The 21,949-nt window shown below is 63.5% G+C and carries 22 protein-coding genes; 16 read left to right on the top strand and 6 right to left on the bottom strand.

Annotation, left to right across the window (positions count from 1 at the left end; genetic code table 11):
• Window positions 1–20: 20 nt before the first annotated feature.
• From ACYCFC_RS16865 to ACYCFC_RS16850, 4 genes are all read left to right on the top strand, one after another.
• Complete coding sequence (locus tag ACYCFC_RS16865) at window positions 21–1,019, top strand: bile acid:sodium symporter family protein (protein WP_459652306.1); 999 nt, start codon at window positions 21–23, stop codon at window positions 1,017–1,019.
• Window positions 1,020–1,248: 229 nt separating this feature from the next.
• Window positions 1,249–1,683: a hypothetical protein gene (locus tag ACYCFC_RS16860; protein WP_459652305.1), complete on the top strand. Its 435-nt coding sequence runs from the start codon at window positions 1,249–1,251 to the stop codon at window positions 1,681–1,683.
• 159 nt (window positions 1,684–1,842) lie between these two features.
• A complete protein-coding gene (prlC, locus tag ACYCFC_RS16855; protein WP_459652304.1) occupies window positions 1,843–3,891 on the top strand; it encodes an oligopeptidase A in 2,049 nt (682 codons plus the stop codon).
• Window positions 3,888–4,163, top strand: a complete 276-nt coding sequence (locus tag ACYCFC_RS16850) for a YheV family putative zinc ribbon protein (RefSeq protein WP_181085169.1) — start codon at window positions 3,888–3,890, stop codon at window positions 4,161–4,163. The genes prlC and ACYCFC_RS16850 overlap by 4 nt, the downstream gene beginning before the upstream one ends.
• 30 nt (window positions 4,164–4,193) lie before the next feature.
• Here the strand turns inward: ACYCFC_RS16850 and ACYCFC_RS16845 are convergent, their stop codons facing one another.
• Window positions 4,194–5,264: an acyltransferase family protein gene (locus tag ACYCFC_RS16845; protein ID WP_181085167.1), complete on the bottom strand. Its 1,071-nt coding sequence runs from the start codon at window positions 5,262–5,264 to the stop codon at window positions 4,194–4,196.
• Window positions 5,265–5,468: 204 nt separating this feature from the next.
• Here ACYCFC_RS16845 and ACYCFC_RS16840 point away from each other — a divergent pair, with 204 nt between their 5' ends.
• The 6 genes from ACYCFC_RS16840 (at window position 5,469) to ACYCFC_RS16815 (ending at window position 11,713) form a co-directional block, all read left to right on the top strand.
• Window positions 5,469–6,530: a PA0069 family radical SAM protein gene (locus ACYCFC_RS16840; protein WP_459652303.1), complete on the top strand. Its 1,062-nt coding sequence runs from the start codon at window positions 5,469–5,471 to the stop codon at window positions 6,528–6,530.
• Window positions 6,531–6,752: 222 nt separating this feature from the next.
• Window positions 6,753–7,019, top strand: a complete 267-nt coding sequence (locus ACYCFC_RS16835; protein ID WP_181085164.1) for a hypothetical protein — start codon at window positions 6,753–6,755, stop codon at window positions 7,017–7,019.
• Between the two features lie 236 nt (window positions 7,020–7,255).
• Entirely contained in the window at window positions 7,256–8,389 is a 1,134-nt protein-coding gene (gene coxB, locus ACYCFC_RS16830; RefSeq protein ID WP_459652302.1) for a cytochrome c oxidase subunit II, read from the top strand.
• 12 nt (window positions 8,390–8,401) lie between these two features.
• A complete protein-coding gene (gene ctaD, locus ACYCFC_RS16825) occupies window positions 8,402–10,030 on the top strand; it encodes a cytochrome c oxidase subunit I (RefSeq protein ID WP_459652301.1) in 1,629 nt (542 codons plus the stop codon).
• 205 nt (window positions 10,031–10,235) lie between these two features.
• Window positions 10,236–10,805, top strand: a complete 570-nt coding sequence (locus ACYCFC_RS16820) for a cytochrome c oxidase assembly protein (protein ID WP_181085157.1) — start codon at window positions 10,236–10,238, stop codon at window positions 10,803–10,805.
• Complete coding sequence (locus tag ACYCFC_RS16815; protein WP_181085156.1) at window positions 10,802–11,713, top strand: cytochrome c oxidase subunit 3; 912 nt, start codon at window positions 10,802–10,804, stop codon at window positions 11,711–11,713. The genes ACYCFC_RS16820 and ACYCFC_RS16815 overlap by 4 nt, the downstream gene beginning before the upstream one ends.
• Here the strand turns inward: ACYCFC_RS16815 and ACYCFC_RS16810 are convergent.
• Window positions 11,710–11,910: a twin transmembrane helix small protein gene (locus ACYCFC_RS16810; RefSeq protein ID WP_181085154.1), complete on the bottom strand. Its 201-nt coding sequence runs from the start codon at window positions 11,908–11,910 to the stop codon at window positions 11,710–11,712. The genes ACYCFC_RS16815 and ACYCFC_RS16810 overlap by 4 nt on opposite strands.
• Window positions 11,911–11,993: 83 nt before the next feature.
• Here ACYCFC_RS16810 and ACYCFC_RS16805 point away from each other — a divergent pair, with 83 nt between their 5' ends.
• The 5 genes from ACYCFC_RS16805 to ACYCFC_RS16785 all read left to right on the top strand — a co-directional run bounded on the left by ACYCFC_RS16805 (window position 11,994) and on the right by ACYCFC_RS16785 (window position 16,061).
• On the top strand, window positions 11,994–12,731 hold the full coding sequence (locus tag ACYCFC_RS16805) for an SURF1 family protein (protein WP_459652300.1): 738 nt from the start codon (window positions 11,994–11,996) through the stop codon (window positions 12,729–12,731).
• On the top strand, window positions 12,706–13,281 hold the full coding sequence (locus ACYCFC_RS16800) for a hypothetical protein (RefSeq protein WP_459654017.1): 576 nt from the start codon (window positions 12,706–12,708) through the stop codon (window positions 13,279–13,281). The genes ACYCFC_RS16805 and ACYCFC_RS16800 overlap by 26 nt, the downstream gene beginning before the upstream one ends.
• 121 nt (window positions 13,282–13,402) lie before the next feature.
• Entirely contained in the window at window positions 13,403–14,488 is a 1,086-nt protein-coding gene (locus ACYCFC_RS16795; protein WP_459652299.1) for a COX15/CtaA family protein, read from the top strand.
• A gap of 16 nt (window positions 14,489–14,504) precedes the next feature.
• Entirely contained in the window at window positions 14,505–15,404 is a 900-nt protein-coding gene (gene cyoE / locus ACYCFC_RS16790) for a heme o synthase (RefSeq protein ID WP_181085148.1), read from the top strand.
• Window positions 15,405–15,425: 21 nt separating this feature from the next.
• Window positions 15,426–16,061: an SCO family protein gene (locus ACYCFC_RS16785; RefSeq protein ID WP_181085146.1), complete on the top strand. Its 636-nt coding sequence runs from the start codon at window positions 15,426–15,428 to the stop codon at window positions 16,059–16,061.
• A 310-nt stretch (window positions 16,062–16,371) separates the two neighbouring features.
• Here ACYCFC_RS16785 and ACYCFC_RS16780 read toward each other — a convergent pair whose 3' ends face one another.
• The 3 genes from ACYCFC_RS16780 to ACYCFC_RS16770 form a co-directional block, all read right to left on the bottom strand.
• Window positions 16,372–17,142 (bottom strand): MetQ/NlpA family ABC transporter substrate-binding protein, encoded by a 771-nt coding sequence (locus ACYCFC_RS16780; RefSeq protein ID WP_181085144.1) that lies wholly within the window; start codon window positions 17,140–17,142, stop codon window positions 16,372–16,374.
• A 63-nt stretch (window positions 17,143–17,205) separates the two neighbouring features.
• Complete coding sequence (locus ACYCFC_RS16775) at window positions 17,206–17,871, bottom strand: methionine ABC transporter permease (RefSeq protein ID WP_181085142.1); 666 nt, start codon at window positions 17,869–17,871, stop codon at window positions 17,206–17,208.
• On the bottom strand, window positions 17,871–18,878 hold the full coding sequence (locus ACYCFC_RS16770) for an ATP-binding cassette domain-containing protein (RefSeq protein WP_181085140.1): 1,008 nt from the start codon (window positions 18,876–18,878) through the stop codon (window positions 17,871–17,873). The genes ACYCFC_RS16775 and ACYCFC_RS16770 overlap by 1 nt, the downstream gene beginning before the upstream one ends.
• Before the next feature lie 258 nt (window positions 18,879–19,136).
• On the opposite strand from ACYCFC_RS16770, the gene katE reads away from it, so the two are divergent.
• On the top strand, window positions 19,137–21,272 hold the full coding sequence (gene katE, locus ACYCFC_RS16765; protein ID WP_459652298.1) for a catalase HPII: 2,136 nt from the start codon (window positions 19,137–19,139) through the stop codon (window positions 21,270–21,272).
• Window positions 21,273–21,450: 178 nt separating this feature from the next.
• On the opposite strand, the gene ACYCFC_RS16760 is transcribed toward katE, so the two are convergent.
• Window positions 21,451–21,948, bottom strand: coding sequence for a YgjP-like metallopeptidase domain-containing protein (locus tag ACYCFC_RS16760; RefSeq protein ID WP_459652297.1), 498 nt, complete (start codon window positions 21,946–21,948; stop codon window positions 21,451–21,453).
• Window position 21,949 lies beyond the last annotated feature (1 nt).

Raw genomic sequence — 21,949 nt, 5'->3', positions numbered from 1 at the left:
AGCTACAAGGATTTTTCGCCATGGCCCATCTGCGCCTGCTGTTCGATAACTTCACCCTCGCCCTGCTGGCGGTTATCGCCATCGCTACCTTCCTGCCCTGCGAAGGCCAGGGCGCGGTGCTCTTCGGCTGGGCCACGACCCTGGCCATCGCCCTGCTGTTCTTCATGCACGGCGCCAAGTTGTCGCGCGAAGCGATTCTCGCCGGTGCCGGCCACTGGCGCCTGCACCTGCTGGTCTTCGCCTGTACCTTCGTGATGTTTCCGCTGCTGGGCCTGGCGCTCAAGCCGCTGCTGACGCCGCTGGTCGGCACCGAGCTGTACCTGGGCATCCTCTACCTCTGCGCCCTGCCCGCCACCGTGCAGTCGGCGATCGCCTTCACCTCGCTGGCGCGCGGCAACATCCCGGCGGCGATCTGCAGCGCGGCGGCCTCCAGCCTGCTCGGCATCTTCCTCACGCCGATCCTGGTGATGCTGTTGCTGGGCGTTGAAGGCGAAGCCGGATCGACGCTCGATTCCATCGGCAAGATCGTGCTGCAGCTGCTGGTGCCCTTCGTCGCCGGGCAGTTCGCGCGGCGCTGGATCGGCGCCTGGGTGACGCGCAACAAGGGCTGGCTGAAAACCGTCGACCAGGGCTCCATCCTGCTGGTGGTCTACACCGCGTTCAGCGACGCGGTGGTCGAGGGTCTCTGGCAACTGATACCGCTGTCGCGACTGCTGGCGCTGACGCTGGTCTGCTGCCTGTTGCTGGCCATCGTACTCTGGGCCACGCATTTCCTCGGCAAGCGGCTGGGGTTCAATCTGGAAGACCGCATCACCATCCTCTTCGCCGCCTCGAAGAAGAGCATGGCCACCGGTGTCCCCATGGCGCAGGTGCTGTTCGCCACCAGCGCGGTGGGCACCATCATCCTGCCGCTGATGATCTTCCACCAGATCCAGCTGATGGTCTGCGCGGTGCTCGCCCAGCGGTATGCGCAGCGAGAGGAGGAGCCGGTGGCGGGTTCGGAAGCTGCTGTTCGATAGGTCGACCGTTGAACAGCTGCTGCAAAAAACTACTGCGCTCGATTGGCACCGCAGCCGGCAGCGCGAGGTGCACAATCGTCGCACTCGTACAGCATCATCCGTGAAAACGAACCGAGTGTGTGGTCGGAGCTTGCGACCTAAGTAGCTGTCAGGTTGCCGTCAAGTTGCATGGCTGCGGGAATCTGCGCCATTCAACATTGAGGAAACACACCGGTACGGGGGTAGATCCATGAACAGCTTTGATGTGAGCCAGATTTACTGGAGCCAATTACCCGGCTTCGAGAATTTCTCATACAGCATCCTGAATGTCGATCAGCCCAATCAACTGGTAGACGTGATCTTCCACTTTCGCGCACACGACCCCATAGTGCTGCACCGTCACTGCGCGCTGAACCACACTTTTGTGGTGAGCGGAGAGCACCACATTTATCACGCCAACGGTGAACTTAAGGAAGTTCGACCTACCGGCAGTTACACGGTCAGCCATCCAGACTCTACACCGCACCGTGAGTGCGGCGGCGATGGCGGTACTGTAGTGCTGTTCAGTATTCGCGGTACTAGCGGCGTGATGTACGAGATTCTGGACGATCGGCAGAACTTGGTTGCTGCGCTTGGTATGGCGGAGTTCGCCAGTCTCTACGAGACAAACCGCCAAATTGCTTGAAGGACGCCGTGGCGCAGCGCGCTTAGGCCGAGCCACCGCGCATTGTCCTTAAAGGCGCTGCTAGTGCCATAGTCCTGCACTATCGGTCCGATCCCCAGCTGCGCGGTCAGGCATTTGTCTTTAACATGCGGGGCATATTCATCACAAAGGGCCAATGCCGTGACCGCCACCAATCCGCTGCTTCGCGATTTCGACCTGCCGCCCTATTCCGAGATCCGCCCCGAGCACGTCGAGCCGGCCGTGGACAGCATCCTCGGCGACAACCGCGTCGCCTTGCAGGAACTGCTCAGCCGCCCGGCGGAAAGCCTCGACTGGTCGACACTGGTGGTCGGCCTGGATGAAATGAACGAGCGCCTCAGCCGTGCCTGGGGGCCGGTGAGCCACCTCAATGCGGTGTGCAACAACCCCGAATTGCGCGCCGCCTACGAGGCCTGCCTGCCCAAGCTGTCCGCCTATTCCACCGAGCTGGGGCAGAATCCCGAGCTGTTCGCCGCCTACCAGGCGCTGTCGCTGAGCCCCGAGGCGGACGGCTTCGACGTGGCGCAGAAGACCATCCTCGAACATGCCCTGCGCGACTTCCGCCTGTCCGGCATCGACCTGCCGCCGGCCGAGCAGCAGCGTTTCGGCGCCATCCAGATGAAGCTGGCCGAGCTGGGCAGCACCTTCTCCAACCAGTTGCTCGATGCGACCCAGGCCTGGACCCGGCACGTCACCGACGAAAGCCTGCTGGCCGGTATCCCGGATTCGGCCAGGGCGCAGATGGCCGAAGCGGCCAGGGCCAAGGAACTCGATGGCTGGCTGATCAGCCTGGAATTCCCCAGCTACTACGCGGTGATGACCTACGCCGATGACCGCGCGTTGCGCGAGGAAGTCTACGTCGCCTACTCCACCCGCGCCTCGGACCAGGGGCCGAATGCCGGCCAGTTCGACAACGGCCCGGTGATGGAAGAGCTTCTCGATCTGCGCCAGGAACTGGCCAGGCTGCTGGGCTTCGGCAACTACGCCGAGCTGTCGCTGGCCACCAAGATGGCCGAAAGCACCGAGCAGGTGCTGGGTTTCCTGCGTGACCTGGCCGTGCGCAGCAAGCCGTTCGCTGAGCGCGACCTGCAGGAGCTGCGTGCCTTCGCTGCCGACCATGGCGTGACCGACCTGCAGAGCTGGGACCTTGGCTACTTCGCCGAGAAGCTGCGCCAGCAGCGCTACAGCCTGAACCAGGAAGAGCTGCGTGAATACTTCCCCATCGACAAGGTGCTGTCGGGGCTGTTCGCCATCGTCCAGCGTCTGTACGGCATCGAAATCCACGAGCTGGAGGACTTCGACAGCTGGCACCCGGACGTGCGCCTGTTCGAGATCCGCGAGAACGGCGAGCACGTCGGGCGCTTCTTCTTCGACCTCTACGCCCGTGCCAACAAGCGCGGCGGCGCCTGGATGGACGGTGCGCGCGACAAGCGCCGCACCTGCCTGGGCACCTTGCAGACGCCGGTGGCCAACCTGGTCTGCAACTTCACCCCGGCGGTGGGCGAGCGCCCGGCGCTGCTGACCCACGATGAAGTCACCACCCTCTTCCACGAATTCGGCCATGGCCTGCATCACCTGCTGACCCAGGTCGAGCATGTCGGCGCCTCGGGCATCAACGGTGTGGCCTGGGATGCCGTCGAGCTGCCCAGCCAGTTCATGGAGAACTGGTGCTGGGAACCGGAGGGCCTGGCGCTGATCTCCGGCCACTACCAGACCGGCGAACGCCTGCCCCAGGACAAGCTGGAGCAGATGCTGGCGGCGAAGAACTTCCAGTCCGGCATGATGATGGTGCGCCAGCTGGAATTCTCGCTGTTCGACTTCGAACTGCACGCCAGCCACGGCGACGGTCGCAGCGTGCTGCAGGTGCTGGAAAGCGTCCGCGACGAGGTCTCGGTGATGCGTCCGCCGGCCAGCAACCGCTTCCCCAACAGCTTCGCGCACATCTTCGCTGGCGGTTACGCGGCCGGTTACTACAGCTACAAGTGGGCCGAAGTGTTGTCGTCCGACGCCTTCTCGCGCTTCGAGGAGGAAGGCGTGTTCAACCCCGAGACGGGCCGCGCCTTCCGCGAGGCCATCCTGGCCCGTGGCGGCTCGCAGGAGCCGATGGTGCTGTTCGTCGATTTCCGTGGCCGTGAGCCGTCCACCGACGCGCTGCTGCGCCACCTGGGCCTGGCGGAGAAAGTGGCATGAGCGAGGAGTCGAAGGTCACCACCAAGCGCTTCATCGCCGGCGCCGTGTGCCCGGCGTGCAGTGCCACCGACAGCATCAAGATGTGGGATGTGGACGACGTGCCGCACCGTGAATGCGTGGTCTGCGGCTATGCCGATACGCTCAACGCCCAAGGCCAGTCAGTGCCCTCGGAGCTGGGCACGCGAGTCAATCAGACCAAGCCGAAAGCGCCTGAGGCGCAGGTGCAGACCGTGCAGTTCTTTCCCAATCCGAAGCTGAAAAAACCGGAGTAGGGTAAGCCTGCGCGGGGCGGCGTGAGCGGCTCATTTCACCACTTCCGGCGCCGTGGCGGTTACCTGCGGCGCGCGGGCGAACAGGCGCTTGAGCCGCATCGCCGGTTCTTCGATGTAATGCCATGAAAGCGCCGCCAGCAGCAGGGTCGGTACGAAGCTGATCAGTGTCAGCCAGAACACGCCGATTTCGTGCCCCAGCGAGTAGACCGTCAGCTGCTGCAGGGGAAAGGCGTAGATATACATGCCGTAGGAAAAATCGCCGTATTTGCCGAACCCTGCCAGCCAGGGGATCGGCGCGTAGGCGATGTAAATGACCAGATAGGGCAGCGCCAGGGCGTAGACGAAGGGACCGCTGGCGGTGTGGAAGGTCAGCACCAGCGCGCCGACCAGCAGCGCGGCGATCCAGGCGCGCCACGGAATGCTGTCGCGATACAGGTACAGCGCCGCGCCGCTGTAGTAGAGCAGGCCGAGCTTGAAGATGTTCTTGAGCAGGAAGGAGTCGATCCCGAGCCTGCCGATCAGCCAGAAGTGGCACACCGCGAAGAAAGCGATTGGCAGCATGATCAGGCGTTGGCTGAGAATGCCGGTCAGCCCCATCACCAGCACGCCCAGGTACATCATGACTTCCAGCGGCAGGGTCCACAGCGAGCCATTGACCACGTCGGGGTAGATGTTCTGGGTGAAAACGCCCGGCAGCTCGTACTGGGTGGCCAGCAGGATGTTCAGCAGGTAGGTCCAGGTAGTCGAGGAGGCGAAGTAGTTGCCCAGGCTCTCCTGCGTGACCAGGGGGCCGATGATGAAGGCCGACAGCAGCACGGTAAGTACCAGCGCCGGCAGGATGCGCAACGCCCGCTTGATCAGAAAGCTCGTCGTGCTGCTGCTGTTCAGCCAGGACGAAGTGATCAGGTAGCCGCTGATGACGAAGAAGATCGCGACGGCGAACTCTCCGCCGTTCTCGTAACCGGTCAGCAGCTCGATAGGTTCGTCCGGGCGTCGTCCGGTCAGTGGATAGCTGTGAACGACCAGCACCAGCGAAGCTGCAAAAAAGCGCAGGAAATCGAAGTTGTTTTGCCTCGACGGCAAGGATGCACCGCGCTGCATGGTCGCTCTCCCTAAAGGCCATGAGCAGGCCTGGTTGTTATTTTTCTGCAGAGGCTTCGTTCATTGCGTAACCGAATCGTTCCGCTTTTCCGACCAGCGGCTGTGGAGCGCTGGCACGTTCTTTTCTCCTTGCGTTCGTCGGAAGGCGCGGCAGAAGCTTGGTGGCAACATATACTGTATGCATGAACAGTAATGGATGCAGCCATGAGCCAAAACCTCTCCACACCCCGCGGTCGCGGTACTGCCAGCAGCCCGCACAACCGCTTCGCACCGACCTTGAGCGAGGCCTATGACGATGGCTGGGAGCAAGAGGTGCCGCCCACCCGCGCCACCGAAGTGCGCCGTGAGACGGCCAAGACCGTCATCACCCGCAATCAGTCGCCGGATGTCGGCTTCGATCGTTCGGTTAATCCGTATCGGGGTTGCGAACATGGTTGCATCTACTGTTTTGCGAGGCCCAGCCATGCTTATTGGGACCTGTCGCCGGGCATCGATTTCGAGACCCGGCTGATCGCCAAGACCAATCTGGCCGAATGCCTGGAGCAGGAGCTGAGCAAGCCCGGCTACGTGCCGCAACCCATCGCGCTGGGCGTGAACACCGATGCCTATCAGCCGCTGGAGCGCGAGCAGCGGTTGACTCGCCAGGCGCTGGAAATCCTGCTGCGCTACCGGCATCCGGTGCACATCATTACCAAGGGCTCGCTGGTGCTGCGCGATCTGGATCTGCTGGTGCCCTTGGCCGAGCAGCGGCTGGTCAGCGTCTCGGTCAGCCTGACCACGCTGGATGACGAGCTCAAGCGCATCATGGAACCCCGCGCCGCCTCGCCCGCGGCGCGTCTGCGCGTATTGCGCACCCTTCACGGGGCGGGCGTGCCGGTCAGTGTGATGTGCGCGCCGATGATCCCGATGATCAACGACATGGAGCTGGAGCGTCTGCTCGAAGCCGCACGCGAAGCCGGTGCGGCGTCGGCGGGTTACGTGCTGCTGCGCCTGCCCCATGAGCTGGTGGAGCTGTTCGAGGGCTGGCTGGCCGAACACTTTCCCCAGCGCGCCGGGCATGTGATGAGCCTGGTGCGCCAGTCACGCGGCGGCAAGGATTACGACAGCCGCTTCGGCAGCCGCATGCGTGGCGAAGGTCAGTTCGCCGAGTTGCTTGCCCAGCGTTTTCGGCTGGCCTGCAAGCGTCTGGGTTACAACCGCCGTGACCAGAACTTCGGGCTGGACTGCAGCCGCTTCGCCCCGCCGGGGCAGCAGATGCGTTTGTGAAACAAAGGCCGAACACGTTCGGCCCTACGACAGCCCGGTATGGGCGCTTGCCGACCGTAGGACTGCATTCATTCAGCCATTGGATAACCCGCACTCGACGGGCGGGATCTGCGGCTTTTCTGCCCTCACGGATTTCGCACCGGAACTCTGGCGAGCGCGAATGGCACCAACCCATGCACGCAACGGATTGCCTGACGTGTTTCTTGGCTTACTGGAGGCGATATGGATTGGTTCGACCTGCTGCAATGGCCGGCGATGGTGGTCACGGTAGTCGCGGCGTGGCTGATCGGTTCGTTGCGACCGGGACGGCGGACGACTGGTTTCTGGTGCTTTCTGGCAAGCAACCTGCTCTGGGTCATCTGGGGCTGGCATGCCGGCGCCTGGGCGCTGATCGTCCTGCAGGTATGCCTGGCGCTGATGAACATTCGGGGCGTGAAGAAGAACGATGGTGGTACCGAGCGGTCCGAAGCAGCGACGGAGGGTTCATGAATTGCCAGTCGGCAATCGCTGTCTATACTCCGAAGCGTAGGGGTACTGAGTGCAATCCGACTGTGTTATGCAGGCGAAGGATTGGCCACTGTAGTCTCGGTGGCGCAGCCAGAGCAGATCGGTCTGATCGGGAACGTAGCTGGGATCACCGGGTCAAGGCCTCAGGCCCGGAACAGCCGCTTTTCGGCGGGGCGAAGCAGTCGGCGGGATAACAAGAACCATAAAGGGGACCCGCAATGTCTCGACATCCAACGTTCTGGATGAGTCTCGGGCTGTGGCTATTGTTCGGTCAGGCGCACGCCGCCTGGGACGTGAACATGCGAGCCGGTGTAACCGATGTCAGCCGCTCCGTCTTCGACCTGCACATGGCGATCTTCTGGATCTGCGTGGTGATCGGCGCGCTGGTGTTCGGCGTGATGATCTATTCGATGATCGCGCACCGCCGCTCCAAGCGTCCGCACTCGGCGAACTTCCATGAAAACACCAGGGTCGAGGTGCTCTGGACGGTCATTCCCTTGCTGATCCTGGTGGGCATGGCGGTGCCGGCCACGCGCACGCTGATCCATATCTACGATTCGTCCGAGTCCGACGTGGATATCCAGATTACGGGCTACCAGTGGAAGTGGCACTACAAGTACCTGGGTGAGGATGTGGAGTTCTTCAGCAACCTCACCACGCCGCGCGACCAGATCAACAACCTGGTGCCCAAGGGTGAGCACTATCTGCTGGAGGTCGATGAGCCGCTGGTGATTCCCACCGGCGCCAAAGTGCGCTTCCTGATTACTGCGGCGGATGTCATCCACTCCTGGTGGGTGCCGCAGCTGGCGGTGAAGAAGGATGCCATTCCCGGCTTCATCAACGAATCCTGGACCCGCGTCGAGGAACCCGGCATCTACCGCGGTCAGTGCACCGAGCTGTGTGGCAAGGATCACGGCTTCATGCCGGTGGTGGTGGACGTACGTGCGCCGGAAGACTATGCCGCCTGGCTCGTCGAGAAAAAGGCCGAGGCCGCCAAGCTGGCCGAGCTGACCAGCAAGGAATGGACGCTGGAGGAGCTTATTGCTCGCGGCGAGAAGGTCTATCAGACCACCTGCGTGGCCTGCCACCAGGCCAGCGGCGAGGGCATGCCGCCGACCTTCCCGGCGCTCAAGGGCTCGCAGATGGTCACCCAGGACATCGAGGCGCATATCGATATCGTCGTCAACGGCAAGCCGGGCACCTCCATGGCGGCCTTTGGCAAGCAGCTGTCGGAAGTCGATCTGGCTGCCGTCATCACCTACGAGCGCAACGCCTGGGGCAATGACACGGGCGAGATGGTCACGCCGAAAGACGTGCTCGATTTCAAACAGGCCGAAGAAGCCACCCAATAAGAGGACAGGCTGATGAGTGCAGTGATCGACGACCATGGTCATGCCGGGCACGACCATCATCACGGCCCGGCCAAGGGCCTCTCGCGCTGGCTGCTGACCACCAACCACAAGGACATCGGCTCGATGTACCTGTGGTTCAGCTTCGCCGCCTTCCTGCTCGGCGGCTCCATGGCCATGGTGATCCGTGCCGAGCTGTTCCAGCCGGGCCTGCAGATCGTGCAGCCGGAGTTCTTCAACCAGATGACCACCATGCACGGCCTGATCATGGTCTTCGGCGCGGTGATGCCGGCCTTCGTCGGCCTGGCCAACTGGATGATCCCGCTGATGATCGGCGCGCCGGACATGGCCCTGCCGCGGATGAACAACTTCAGCTTCTGGCTGCTGCCGGCGGCCTTCGGCCTCTTGGTCTCGACGCTGTTCATGGAGGGCGGCGGGCCGAACTTCGGCTGGACCTTCTACGCGCCGCTGTCGACCACCTACGCGCCGGAGTCGGTGACCTTCTTCATCTTCGCCATCCACCTGATGGGCATCAGCTCGATCATGGGCGCGATCAACGTCATCGCCACCGTGCTCAACCTGCGCGCGCCAGGCATGACGCTGATGAAGATGCCGCTGTTCGTCTGGACCTGGCTGATCACCGCCTTCCTGCTGATCGCGGTGATGCCGGTGCTGGCCGGTGTGGTGACCATGATGCTGATGGACATCCACTTCGGCACCAGCTTCTTCAGCGCGGCGGGTGGCGGCGATCCGGTGCTGTTCCAGCATGTGTTCTGGTTCTTCGGCCACCCCGAGGTGTACATCATGATCCTGCCGGCGTTCGGCGCGGTCAGTTCGATCATCCCGGCCTTCAGCCGCAAGCCGCTGTTCGGCTATACCTCGATGGTCTACGCCACCGGCGCCATCGCCTTCCTCTCGTTCATCGTCTGGGCGCACCACATGTTCACCGTGGGCATCCCGCTGACCGGCGAGCTGTTCTTCATGTACGCGACCATGCTCATCGCCGTGCCAACGGGGGTGAAGGTGTTCAACTGGGTGAGCACCATGTGGCGCGGCTCCTTGACCTTCGAGGCGCCGATGCTGTTCGCCGTGGCCTTCGTCATCCTCTTCAGCATCGGCGGCTTCTCCGGACTGATGCTGGCCATCGCCCCGGCGGACTTCCAGTACCACGATACCTATTTCGTGGTGGCGCACTTCCACTACGTGCTGGTGCCCGGTGCGATCTTCGGCATCTTCGCTTCGACCTACTACTGGCTGCCCAAATGGACCGGGCACATGTATGACGAAACCCTGGCCAGGCTGCATTTCTGGCTGTCGTTCGTGGGCATGAACCTGGCGTTCTTCCCGATGCACTTCGTCGGTCTGGCCGGCATGCCACGGCGTATCCCGGACTACAACATGATGTTCGCCAACTTCAACATGGTGTCCTCGGTGGGTGCCTTCATGTTCGGCGCCACTCAGCTGCTGTTCCTGTTCATCGTCATCAAGTGCATCCGAGGTGGCCCCGCTGCTGCAGCCAAGCCTTGGGACGGTGCGGAAGGACTGGAATGGAGCGTGCCTTCGCCGGCGCCCTACCACACCTTTACCACCCCGCCGGACATGCACACCCTGCATGAGCACCGGACGGGTCCCAAGCATGAATAGGTTAGAAGCCGCTGGAGGCTGGAGGCTGGAGGCTGGACGAAGAGGAGGCTTCGACGACGTGCTTTGCCGTCACTTGGATGAGACGCAAAGCTTCGCGAGCATGTTTCTGCGGATAATTCTGGAGTGGCTAAAGGGCTTTTTCGTCCAGCTTCCAGCTTCCAGCTTCCAGCCTCCAGCGCTCTTGTCGTCTTCTGGAGATACGGCCATGAAAGCTGAGCTGCCGCTTGCCCAACTGGTCCGCCGCCTGATCTTCGTCGTGGTGGCGATGTTCGCCTTCGGCTTCGCTCTGGTGCCGATCTATGACGTGATGTGCCAGGCCTTCGGCATCAATGGCAAGACCGCCGGTGCCTATCAGGGGGCGCAGACGGTGGACGAGGCGCGAGAAATTCGCGTGCAGTTCCTGGCCACCAACGCCGCCGGCATGGTCTGGCAGTTCGGTCCCCAGGCTGAGCAGCTCAGGGTCAACCCCGGTGCCAGCGAGGAAATCCGCTTTGTCGCCTACAACCCCACGGACAAGCCGATGACCGCCCAGGCCGTGCCCAGCGTGTCGCCGTCCAGAGCGGCAGCGTATTTCCACAAGACCGAGTGTTTCTGCTTTACCCAGCAGGTGTTGCAGCCGGGTGAGCGTATCGAAATGCCGGTGCGCTTCATCGTCGACCGCGACCTGCCGGGCGATGTGCACAACCTGACCCTCGCCTACACGCTGTTCGACATCACGTCCAGCCAGCCGCCGGTTGCCGCTCTGTCCAGGGCGACCAAGGAGAGCCCGCAATGAGCACCGAGAGCCATCAGCCAACCGAAAGCCATCAGCAGTACTACGTCCCGGCCCAGAGCAAATGGCCCATCGTCGCCACCGTCGCACTGCTGGTCACCGTCTACGGCCTGGGGCTCTGGTTCAACGATCTCAAGGCCGCACGGGCCGAATCCAGCGGTCCGCTGGTGTTCTTCATCGGCGCCCTGCTGATCGCCTGGATGATGTTCGGCTGGTTCGGTGCGGTGGTCAGAGAAAGCCGCTCGGGCCTCTACAGCCCGCAGATGGACCGCTCGTTCCGTTGGGGCATGACCTGGTTCATCTTCTCCGAGGTGATGTTCTTCGCCGCCTTCTTCGGTGCGCTGTTCTACATCCGCTACTGGGTCGGCCCCTGGCTCGGCGGCGAAGGTGACAAGGGCGTCAGCAACATGCTCTGGCCCGGTTTCGAATACACCTGGCCGCTGCTGAACAACCCCGACCCGAAACTCTACCCGGCACCGGACGGCGTCATCAGCGCCTGGGGCCTGCCGCTGATCAACACCATACTGCTGGTGACCTCCAGCTTCACCCTGACCTGGGCGCACCATGCGCTGAAGAAGGACAACCGCAAGCAGCTGAAGATCGGCCTGGGGCTGACCGTGCTGCTGGGTGCGATCTTCCTGGCGCTACAGATCGAAGAGTATGTCCACGCCTACAGCGAGCTGGGGCTGACGCTGGGATCGGGCATCTACGGGGCGACTTTCTTCATGCTCACCGGCTTTCACGGCGCCCACGTCACCATCGGCGCGATCATCCTGACGGTGATGCTGGTACGCATCCTGCGAGGCCACTTCACGCGTGAACATCATTTCGGCTTCGAGGCGGCTGCCTGGTATTGGCACTTCGTGGATGTGGTCTGGCTGGGGCTGTTCATCTTCGTCTACGTGCTCTAGCCAAGAACCGACCGCAGCTGGCCCGAATAGAACCCCCAGCCGATCAGCGCGACGATCAGCGCGCTGAGGATGACGCGAACGAACAGGGCCATGACGACACGAGACGTCCGTCCCGCGTCATGGACCAGGAAGAACAGGCCACTGAACAGACTGATCAGCGTGGCGACTAAGAGAACAACGATAACCGCCTTGAGCATGGGCGGATCCACGACAGGGGTGATGGGGGTGGAGTATAGCCAGCCGTATCCACAGACGAGAGCGACCGCAGGAGGGCCGCGTCATGAACGGCTTCCGACCGGGGCTGCTGCCGACGCTGGTGGTGCTGGCCCTGCTGCCGGTGCTGGTCTGGCTGGGGTTCTGGCAACTCGAACGCGGCGAGCAGAAGCGCGACATGCTGGAGCGACAGGAGGCCCGCGCCCAGCTCGGAGCATTGTCGCCCGCCGAGCTGGACGGGCTGCCGGACCCTGCCTACAGCCGCGTACACCTGCAGGGCCGTTTCGATGCCGAGCACAGCTTCCTGCTCGACAGCCGCACCCGCGACGGCCAGGTCGGGGTCGAGTTGCTGCAGCCCTTCCAGGATCAGCCCAGCGGACGCTGGGTCATCGTCAATCGCGGCTGGATTCCCTGGCCGGACCGGCGTATCGCGCCCGCATTCGATACCCCCGGGCAGGCGCTGAAGCTGGCCGCCTGGGTCCATGTGCCGGCGGGCAAGCCGTTCGTCCTCGACAGGGGCATGGCCGAAGGCTGGCCGCGGCTGATCAATCATGTGGATGTACAGCAATTGTGGGAGACCCTTGGGCGCGACGGCATTGCCTACGAGCTGCGTCTCGAGCCGGGGCCGACGGCCTATCGCGCCGACTGGCCGGTCACCAGCATGAGCCCGGCGCAGCATCGGGGCTATGCCGTGCAATGGTTCGCGCTGGCCGCCGCGCTGCTGGCGCTGTTCATTTATCTGGGCGTGCATCAGGCACGGGAGAATCAGCATGCCAATCATGAATCCGACCGCCGCCCAACCTGAGCCACGACGTGGCCGTGGTCGCCTGCAACTGCTGCTGATCATCGGCGTGGTGCTGGGGCCGATGTTGCTTGCTTCGGCCATGTACCGCTTCGGTTTCTGGGTGCCGGAAAGCCGCAGCTACGATGGCGTGCTGGTCGCCGACGGACAGGGCCGCGATGCCATCGGCGTGACGGCTGCGGGCGAGCCGCGCTGGGAGCTGCTGGTCACCGCACCGCAGGGCTGCCACGAGGAATGCCGGCAACTGGTCTACCTGGCGCGACAGATCAACATCGGCCTGGCCCGCGAAGCTGCTCGTGCCGGGCATGCGCTGGCCACGGCGCAGACGCTGGAGGCCGATTACGAGCAGCGGTTGCGACGCGAATACCCGCAGCTGACACGCTATGCACTGGATGCCGCCGCCTATTCGGCAAATCCCGAAGTCCCCGCCGGACCGCAACTGTGGATCGTCGATCCCCTCGGCAACCTGGTGCTGCGCTACGCGGCCGATGCCGATGGCAAGGCGATTCTTGATGACCTGAAGTACCTGCTGAAGATTTCGCAGATAGGGTGAAGACGATAAAGGCGCTGGGGGCTGAAGGCTGGACGGGGAGGCGTCTGCCACATGGATTACTGGTGAGACGGCGGTCTGAGCGTCCAGCTCAAGCCTCCAGACCGAGTGAAACGAGGACTCTATGCAAGCATCACGCCCCGGATACCGTCTCGCCCTGATCGCCACCGCCCTGGCCGTGGTGGTGGTGTTGCTGGGCGCCTATACGCGGCTGACCCATGCTGGCCTGGGCTGCCCGGACTGGCCCGGCTGTTACGGTTTTCTCGCTGTGCCGATGAGCGAGCACAAGCAGAGCCTCGCTGCCCTGCGTTTCCCCGAGGCACCGCTGGAGGTGCGCAAGGGCTGGAACGAGATGGTCCATCGCTACTTCGCCGGCGCCCTGGGGCTGGTGGTTCTCGGGTTGGCGGTACAGGCCCTGCGCCGTCGCGGCGAGCCGGGCCAGCCAGTGAAACTGCCGCTGCTGTTGCTCGCTGTGGTGATCGCCCAGGCGATCTTCGGCATGTGGACGGTGACGCTGCAGCTCTGGCCGCAGATCGTCACCACGCATCTGCTCGGCGGCTTCGCCACCCTGAGCCTGCTGTTTCTGCTGTGTCTGCGCCTGTCCGGACGCTTACCCGCTCTGTCTGTAGCCGTTCCGGCACGGCTGCGGCTGTTCGCCGGGCTGGCCATGTCGCTGGTGATCGGGCAGATCGCCCTGGGCGGCTGGGTCAGCAGCAACTATGCGGCAGTGGCCTGCACGGATTTCCCGACCTGCCACGGTGAATGGTGGCCGCAGATGGATTTCATCCGCGCCTTCGATCTGACTCATCACGACATCGGCCCCAACTACCTTGGCGGGCTGCTCTATGGCGAGGCGCGCACCGCCATCCATGTCGCCCACCGGATCGGTGCGCTGCTGATCATTCTGGTACTGCTGATGCTGGCCTGGCGACTGTTTCGCTACGGCCTCGGTCACCTTGCCGCGCTGTTGCTGGCGGCGCTAGCCGTGCAGGTCGCCCTGGGCATCAGCAATGTGCTGCTCAACCTGCCGCTGGCCGTCGCCGTGGCCCACAACGGTGGCGGCGCGGCTCTGCTGCTGGTGCTGGTGCTGATCAATTTCCGCTTGCGTGCGCAGCGCCGGACGGTTGCCCGGACACACACTGAAACCCCTTCCGGCATGCTGCAGCGCGACCCCAATGGCAATGCCGGGGTCGAACTGCCCAGCCCATGACCACAAGGAGAAGCCCATGGCCACAGTACTCAGCCAATCGAGCGTCACGGCAGGCTGGCGCGACTACCTGGAGCTGACCAAGCCGAAGGTGGTGCTGCTGATGCTCATCACCTCGCTGGTAGGCATGTTCCTCGCCACCCGCGCCGGGGTGCCCTGGACGGTGCTGCTGTTCGGCAACCTCGGCATCGCCCTGTGCGCCGGGGGCGCGGCGGCGGTCAATCATGTGGTGGACCGTCGTATCGACGCGGTGATGGCGCGCACCCACAAGCGGCCACTGGCCGAGGGGCGGGTTTCACCCTTCGCCGCGCTGACCTTCGCCCTGGCGCTGAGCGTCGCCGGGCTGGCCCTGCTGCTGGTGTTCACCAATGCCCTGGCGGCCTGGCTGACGCTGGCCTCGCTGCTCGGCTATGCGGTGGTCTATACCGGCTTTCTCAAACGCGCCACGCCGCAGAACATCGTCATCGGTGGGCTGGCCGGCGCCGCGCCGCCGTTGCTGGGCTGGGTCGCGGTAACCGGGCAGGTCAGCGCCGAACCGCTGCTGCTGGTGCTGATCATCTTCGCCTGGACGCCGCCGCACTTCTGGGCGCTGGCCATCCATCGCAAGGCCGAATACGCCAAGGTCAATATCCCCATGCTGCCGGTGACCCACGGCGAGCATTACACCAAGGTGCACATCCTGCTCTACACGGCGGTGCTGCTGGCGGTGAGCTTCATGCCCTATGCCATCCACATGAGCGGCCCGCTGTACCTGGCTGCCGCCGTCCTGTTGGGTGCGCGTTTCCTCTACTGGGCCGTCGTGCTGTACCGCGACAGCCGGCCCCATGCGGCGATCAGGACCTTCAAATTCAGCATCTGGTACCTGTTCGCCCTGTTCATTGCGCTGCTGGTTGATCATTATCTGCTGCTGAATATCTGAAGCCGCTCAACAAGGAAGCCCATGACTCGTATCCAGACCACCGTGTTCATCCTCGTCGCGTTGATCGCGCTGGTCATCGGGCTGACGGTCTACCGGGTGCTCGACAGCGAGCCCCAGGCCGATCCGACCCGGATGCTGGATGCCGGCATCATCCTGTTGCCGCAGAGCCGCACGGTGCCGGCGCTGAGCCTGACCAATCAGGATGGCGAGCCGGTCCAGGTGGATGAGCTGAAGGGCAAGTGGACCCTGTTGTTCTTCGGCTATACCTTCTGCCCGGATATCTGCCCGGCGACTCTGGCCGAGCTGCGCCAAGTGCGAAACGAGCTGCCCGAGACGGTGCGCGAGCGCATGCAGCCGGTGCTGGTCAGCGTCGATCCGCACCGCGACACGCCTGAGCAGCTCAAGCAGTATCTGGGCTTTTTCGGCGATGGCTTCACCGGGCTGACCGGCCCGCTGGACGATATCCAGACCCTGGCCAATGGCGTCGGCATACCCTTCATTCCCGGCGATACCAGCCGGGAAAACTACACCGTCGATCACAGCGGCAACCTGGTCATCATCGGCCCGGACGGTCGCCAGCGCGGCTTTATCCGCGCGCCGCTGAAAGTGCAGAAGCTGAAGGCAGAATTGCCGGGGCTACTGACCCAGACACAGTAGAAGCCGCCCGCTCCGAAACTAAATCCCTACTCGTAGGGCCGAACTTGTTCGGCCATTACCCGTTCGTGGCCGAATGAATTCGGCCCTACAGCATGAACGACGAACCCCGCACATGGCGGGGTTCGGGGTTAGTCTCGGGATCGGTGGTGCGCCAGCCGGCCCGCTCAAAAAACCTATGTCCTGAAAATGAAACCCCTCGTAGGGCCGAACTTGTTCGGCCATTGCCGGTTCGTGGCCGAATGAATTCGGCCCTGCGCCATGAACGACGAACCCCGCACATGGCGGGGTTCGTCGTCAGACCAAGAGCAGATCAGAAGGCGGGAACGACCGCGCCCTGGTACTTCTCTTCGATGAACTGGCGAACCTCCTCGCTGTGCAGCGCGGCGGCGAGTTTCTGCATGGCCTCGCTGTCCTTGTTGTCTGGGCGGGCGACGAGGATGTTCACGTAGGGCGAATCGCTGCCTTCGATGACCAGCGCGTCCTCGGTGGGGTTGAGCTTGGCCTCCAGCGCGTAGTTGGTGTTGATCAGCGCCAGATCGACCTGGGTCAGCACGCGCGGCAAGGTCGCCGCTTCCAGTTCACGCACCTTGATGCGCTTGGGGTTGTCGGCGATGTCCTTCGGCGTGGCGGTGATGCCGGCGCCATCCTTGAGGCTGATCACACCCGCCTTGGCCAGCAGCAGCAACGCGCGACCGCCGTTGGTGGCGTCGTTGGGAATCACCACGTTGGCGCCGTTGGGCAGTTCGTCCAGCAACTTGTGCTTGCTGGAGTAGGCGCCGAACGGTTCGATATGCACGCCCGCGACGCTGATCAGATCGGTGCCCTTGCCCTTGTTGAATTCATCGAGGTACGGCTGATGTTGGAAGAAGTTGGCGTCCAGACGCTTCTCGGCGACCTGGATATTGGGCTGCACATAGTCGGTGAAAACCTTCACGTTCAGCGTCACGCCCTGCTCGGCCAGCTTGGGTTTGACGAATTCCAGCAGCTCCGCATGGGGCACGGCGGTGGCGGCGACGTTCAGTTCGGCAGCCTGGGCGGAAAACGCCGCGACGGTGGCCAGGGCGGCAATCAGTTTTTTCATCGTTCGGTTCCTTCGGAGGTGAATGGGGTGCGAAGGTTCGCTCGCCCTGATAGGTCTAATGGTTCATTTGCGCGAAAAATGGGTAACCAGCTTGTCGCCGACGCTCTGCAGGATCTGCACCAGCACCAGCAGCAGGACCACGGTGACGACCATCACATCGGTCTGGAAACGCTGGTAGCCAAAGCGGATCGCCAGGTCGCCCAGGCCACCGGCACCCACCACGCCGGCCATCGCAGTGTAGGACACCAGGGTGATGGCGGTGACGGTAATCGCAGCGATGATGCCCGGTCGCGCCTCGGGCAGCAATGCACTGAAGATGATTTGCCGCGTCGTCGCGCCCATCGCCTGGGTTGCCTCGATGATGCCGCGATCCACTTCGCGCAGCGCGGTTTCCACCAGCCGCGCGAAGAAGGGCGCGGCGCCCACCACCAGCGGCGGGATCGCCCCGGCCACGCCCAGCGAGGTGCCGGTCAGCAGCACGGTGAAGGGAATCATCACGATCAGCAGGATGATGAACGGCAGCGAGCGCAGCACGTTGACCACGAACGACAGCGCGGCATACAGCGGGCCGTTCTCGAACAGCTGGCGCGGGCCGCTGAGAAACAGCAGCACACCCAGCGGCAGGCCCAGCAGGATGGTGAACAGCAGCGAGCCGCCGAGCATCAGCAGAGTGTCCAGCGTCGCCAGCCAGATCTCGTACCAGTCCACATTGGTAAACAAAGCGTCCATCAGCGCAGCACCTCCACATGAACATCGGCGCTATCGAAACGGGACAGGGCGGCCTCGATGTCGCCGCCCACCAGGGCCAGGGTCAGTTGGCCGTAGGGGGTGTCCTTGATGCGGTCGATACGCCCGGACAGGATCGAGAAGTCCACGCCCGTCTCGCGTGCGACGCTGCCCAGCAGCGGCTGGTAGGTGGAGTCGCCCTGGAAGGTCAGGCGCAGGATACGTCCTGGTACATGGGCGAAGTCGTCACGCTGTTCGCCTTCATCCACGGCTTCGTCTTCGAGAACGAAACGCTGGGTGGTGGGATGCTGCGGATGCAGAAAGACATCCGTGACCGCGCCCTGTTCGACGATCGCCCCGCCGTCCATCACCGCCACGCGGTCGCAGACCCGGCGGATCACGTCCATCTCATGGGTGATCAGCACGATGGTGAGGTTCAGCTCGCGGTTGATTTCCCCCAGCAACTGCAGCACCTGCGCGGTGGTCTGCGGGTCGAGGGCGCTGGTGGCCTCGTCGCAGAGCAGGATGTCCGGTTCGGTGGCCAGCGCCCGGGCGATGCCGACGCGCTGCTTCTGCCCGCCGGACAGTTGCGCCGGGTATTTGCGCGCATGGTCCTCCAGGCCGACGCGCTGGAGCAGGGCGGCGACGCGGCGCTCGATCTCGCTTTTCGAGTAGCTGCCGGCCAGCCGCAGCGGCATGGCGACGTTGTCGGCGACCGTCTTGGACATCAGCAGATTGAAGTGCTGGAAGATCATCCCCACGCGCTGGCGGAAGCGCCGCAGGCCTTCGGCATCCAGCGCGGTGACCTCTACGCCGTTGACCAGAATGCGCCCGCCGGAAGGCTCTTCCAGGCGGTTGATCAGGCGCAGCAGGGTACTCTTGCCGGCGCCGGAATGGCCAATCAGGCCGAACACCTCGCCAGCGCTGATTTCCAGTCGGGTCGGTTGGAGCGCGGCGATATCGCGACCGGCAACCCGGTAGGTTTTATGGACGTCTTGGAATTCGATCACGGGCGAACCTGTAGGTGCGACGTTCGGAGCCGATGTTCGGCGAAAGGCGGGCATTCTACCTGCTTGGCGTTCAGGTCGCTCGTTTGTGCTGGTTCGATTGAAGGAATCTACTGCTTCCATAGGCAACACAAATCGTCGCAGTCGGCAACCTTGCCGGCCCTGGAAGGGTCATTAATCGGTACACCGTGAATTGATCACGTATCCAGCCGTTGTCGGATGATCGTTTGCGGTTCAGCCAGTTGCTAACCGAGGCCCATCATGACGAACACAACCCCCAAACAGAGCGAGCTGGCCGGCACCGATACGGTAGACCGCGCCAATCACAACGCCAAGCTCGATCAGCTGGAGCAGTTTCGCAGCGACGCCACCGGCGCAGCGTTGAGGACCAACCAGGGCGTGAAGATCGCCGACAACCAGAACACCCTCAAGGCCGGTGATCGAGGCCCCTCGTTGCTCGAAGACTTCATCATGCGCGAGAAGATCACCCACTTCGATCACGAGCGCATTCCCGAACGCATCGTCCATGCCCGCGGCGCGGCGGCCCATGGTGTGTTCACAAGCTACGGCGACCACAGCTGGCTGACCAAGGCCTCGTTCCTCGCCGCCGAGGGCAAGGAAACGCCGGTATTCGTGCGTTTCTCCACGGTGCAGGGCTCGCGCGGCTCGGCGGATACGGTGCGTGACGTGCGCGGTTTCGCTACCAAGTTCTACACCGACGAGGGCAACTTCGACCTGGTCGGCAACAACATGCCGGTGTTCTTCATCCAGGATGCGATCAAGTTCCCGGACTTCGTGCATGCGGTCAAACCCGAGCCGCACAACGAGATTCCCCAGGGCCAGTCGGCCCACGACACCTTCTGGGACTTCGTCTCGCTGACCCCGGAGTCGGCGCACATGGTGCTCTGGACCATGTCCGACCGCGCCATTCCGCGAAGCTACCGGGCGATGGAAGGCTTCGGCGTGCACACTTTCCGCCTGATCAATGCCGAGGGTGTCAGCCGCTTCGTCAAGTTCCACTGGAAGCCGGTGGCCGGTGCCTTTTCGCTGGTCTGGGACGAAACGCTGAAGATCGCTGGCAAGGACCCCGACTTCAACCGCCGCGACATGTGGGAATCCATCGAGATGGGCGACTACTTCGAGTGGGAGCTGGGTGTGCAGGTGGTGGAAGAGGCCGACGAACACAGCTTCGATTTCGACCTGCTCGATCCGACCAAGATCATTCCCGAGGAGCTGGTGCCGGTGCAGAAGCTCGGCAGGATGACGCTCAACCGTAACCCGGACAATTTCTTCGCCGAGACCGAGCAGGCCGCCTTTCACATCGGCCACATCGTGCCGGGCATCGACTTCAGCAACGACCCGCTGCTGCAGGGCCGGCTGTTCTCCTACACCGATACCCAGCTGTTGCGCCTGGGCGGACCGAACTTCCACGAGATCCCGATCAACCGACCGCTGTGCCCTTTCCACAACAACCAGCGTGATGCGTTTCATCGCCAGACGATCCACAAGGGTCGCGCCAACTACGAGCCCAACTCCATCGATAGCGGCTGGCCCAAGGAAACCCCGCCAGCGGCGCAGGATGGCGGCTTCGAGAGCTATCCCGAGCGGGTCGAAGGGCACAAGATCCGCAACCGCAGCGAATCCTTCGGTGATCACTTCTCCCAGGCCACGCTGTTCTTCAACAGCATGAGCGCGCCGGAAAAGGAACATATCATCGGTGCCTACACCTTCGAGCTGGGCAAGGTCGAGCGGGTGTTCATTCGCGAACGGCAGGTCAACGAAATACTCGCCAACATCGACCTGGAACTGGCCCGGCGGGTTGCCGAGAACCTCGGCCTGCCGGCACCGACGCAGCCCTCTGTGCCGAAGAAAGAGCCGACGCCGCCCAGCTCGCCGGCGCTGAGCCTGGCGAATCATGCGCCAGGCAACATCAAGTCGCGCAAGGTGGCGATTCTCGTGGCCAACGGTGTGGACGGCGCTGCCATCGATGCGTTCAAGGCCAAACTGGCCAAAGAGGGCGCCTTCGCCAAGCTGATCGGCCCGACGCCTGCGCCAGTGAAGACCGCCGAGGGCAAGTTGTTGGTGGTCGATGCGGCCATGGACGGCATGCCGTCGGTCATGTTCGATGCGGTATTCGTGCCCGGCGGAGCCGATGCGGCGGCGGCCATGGCCCAGTCCGGCGAGGCCAGGCACTACCTGCTGGAAGCCTACAAGCACCTCAAGCCTGTCGTCATGCTGGGTGCGGCGCGACCGCTGCTGACGTCGTTGAACCTTGTGCCCGATGCCGGCCTGCTGGAGGGTGATGACGTGGATGCGGTGTTCGGCGCCTTCGCTCAGGCGCTCGGTCAGCACCGTGTCTGGGATCGCGAGGCGGCAGCCAAGGCGGTGCCGGCCTGATCGCGCTTCGCGGCAGGCGCCACAAGCACCTGCCGCGATTCCATCCTGCGGAGCTACAACCCCGTAGGGCCGAATTCATTCGGCCAGCGGAGCGCACGAATGGCCGAAATTGTTCGGCCCTACAAATCCGTGGATCACGCTTCAGCGATCCACCCATGGTCTCTGGCCATAATGCGTTTCAGCCGTTCTGCCCCTCGCGCCAATGCAGGTACAGCCGCAGGTCGAATTCGATCTGGCCGTAGCCGGGCAGCATGTGTTCGCAGAGTTTGTAGAAGGCGCGGTTGTGCTCGCGCTCGCGCAGGTGCGCCAGCTCATGGACGACGATCATCTGCAGGAATTCCGGTGCGGCTTCGCGAAACAGCGAGGCGACGCGGATCTCCTTCTTCGCTTTGAGCTTGCCACCCTGCACGCGTGATACCGCCGTATGCAGGCCCAGGGCGCGGTGGGTGAGGTCGAGGCGGTTGTCGTAGAGCACCTTGTCGATGGCCGGCGCGCTTTTCAGATACGCCTGCCGGAGCTGCTGCACATAGCCGTACAGCGCCTTGTCGCTCTGCACCTGATGCCGTTCCGGGTAGCGCCGGGCCAGGTAATCGCCCAGACGATCCTCGGCGATCAGCTGGCGTACCTGGGCGAGCAGCGGCTCGGGGTAGCCGCGCAGGTATTTCAGGTCGCTCATG

The organism is Stutzerimonas sp. NM35 (assembly GCF_054604355.1).
The sequence above is the reverse complement of the archived record's forward strand: the minus strand, read 5'-3'. Positions and strand labels throughout refer to the sequence as shown.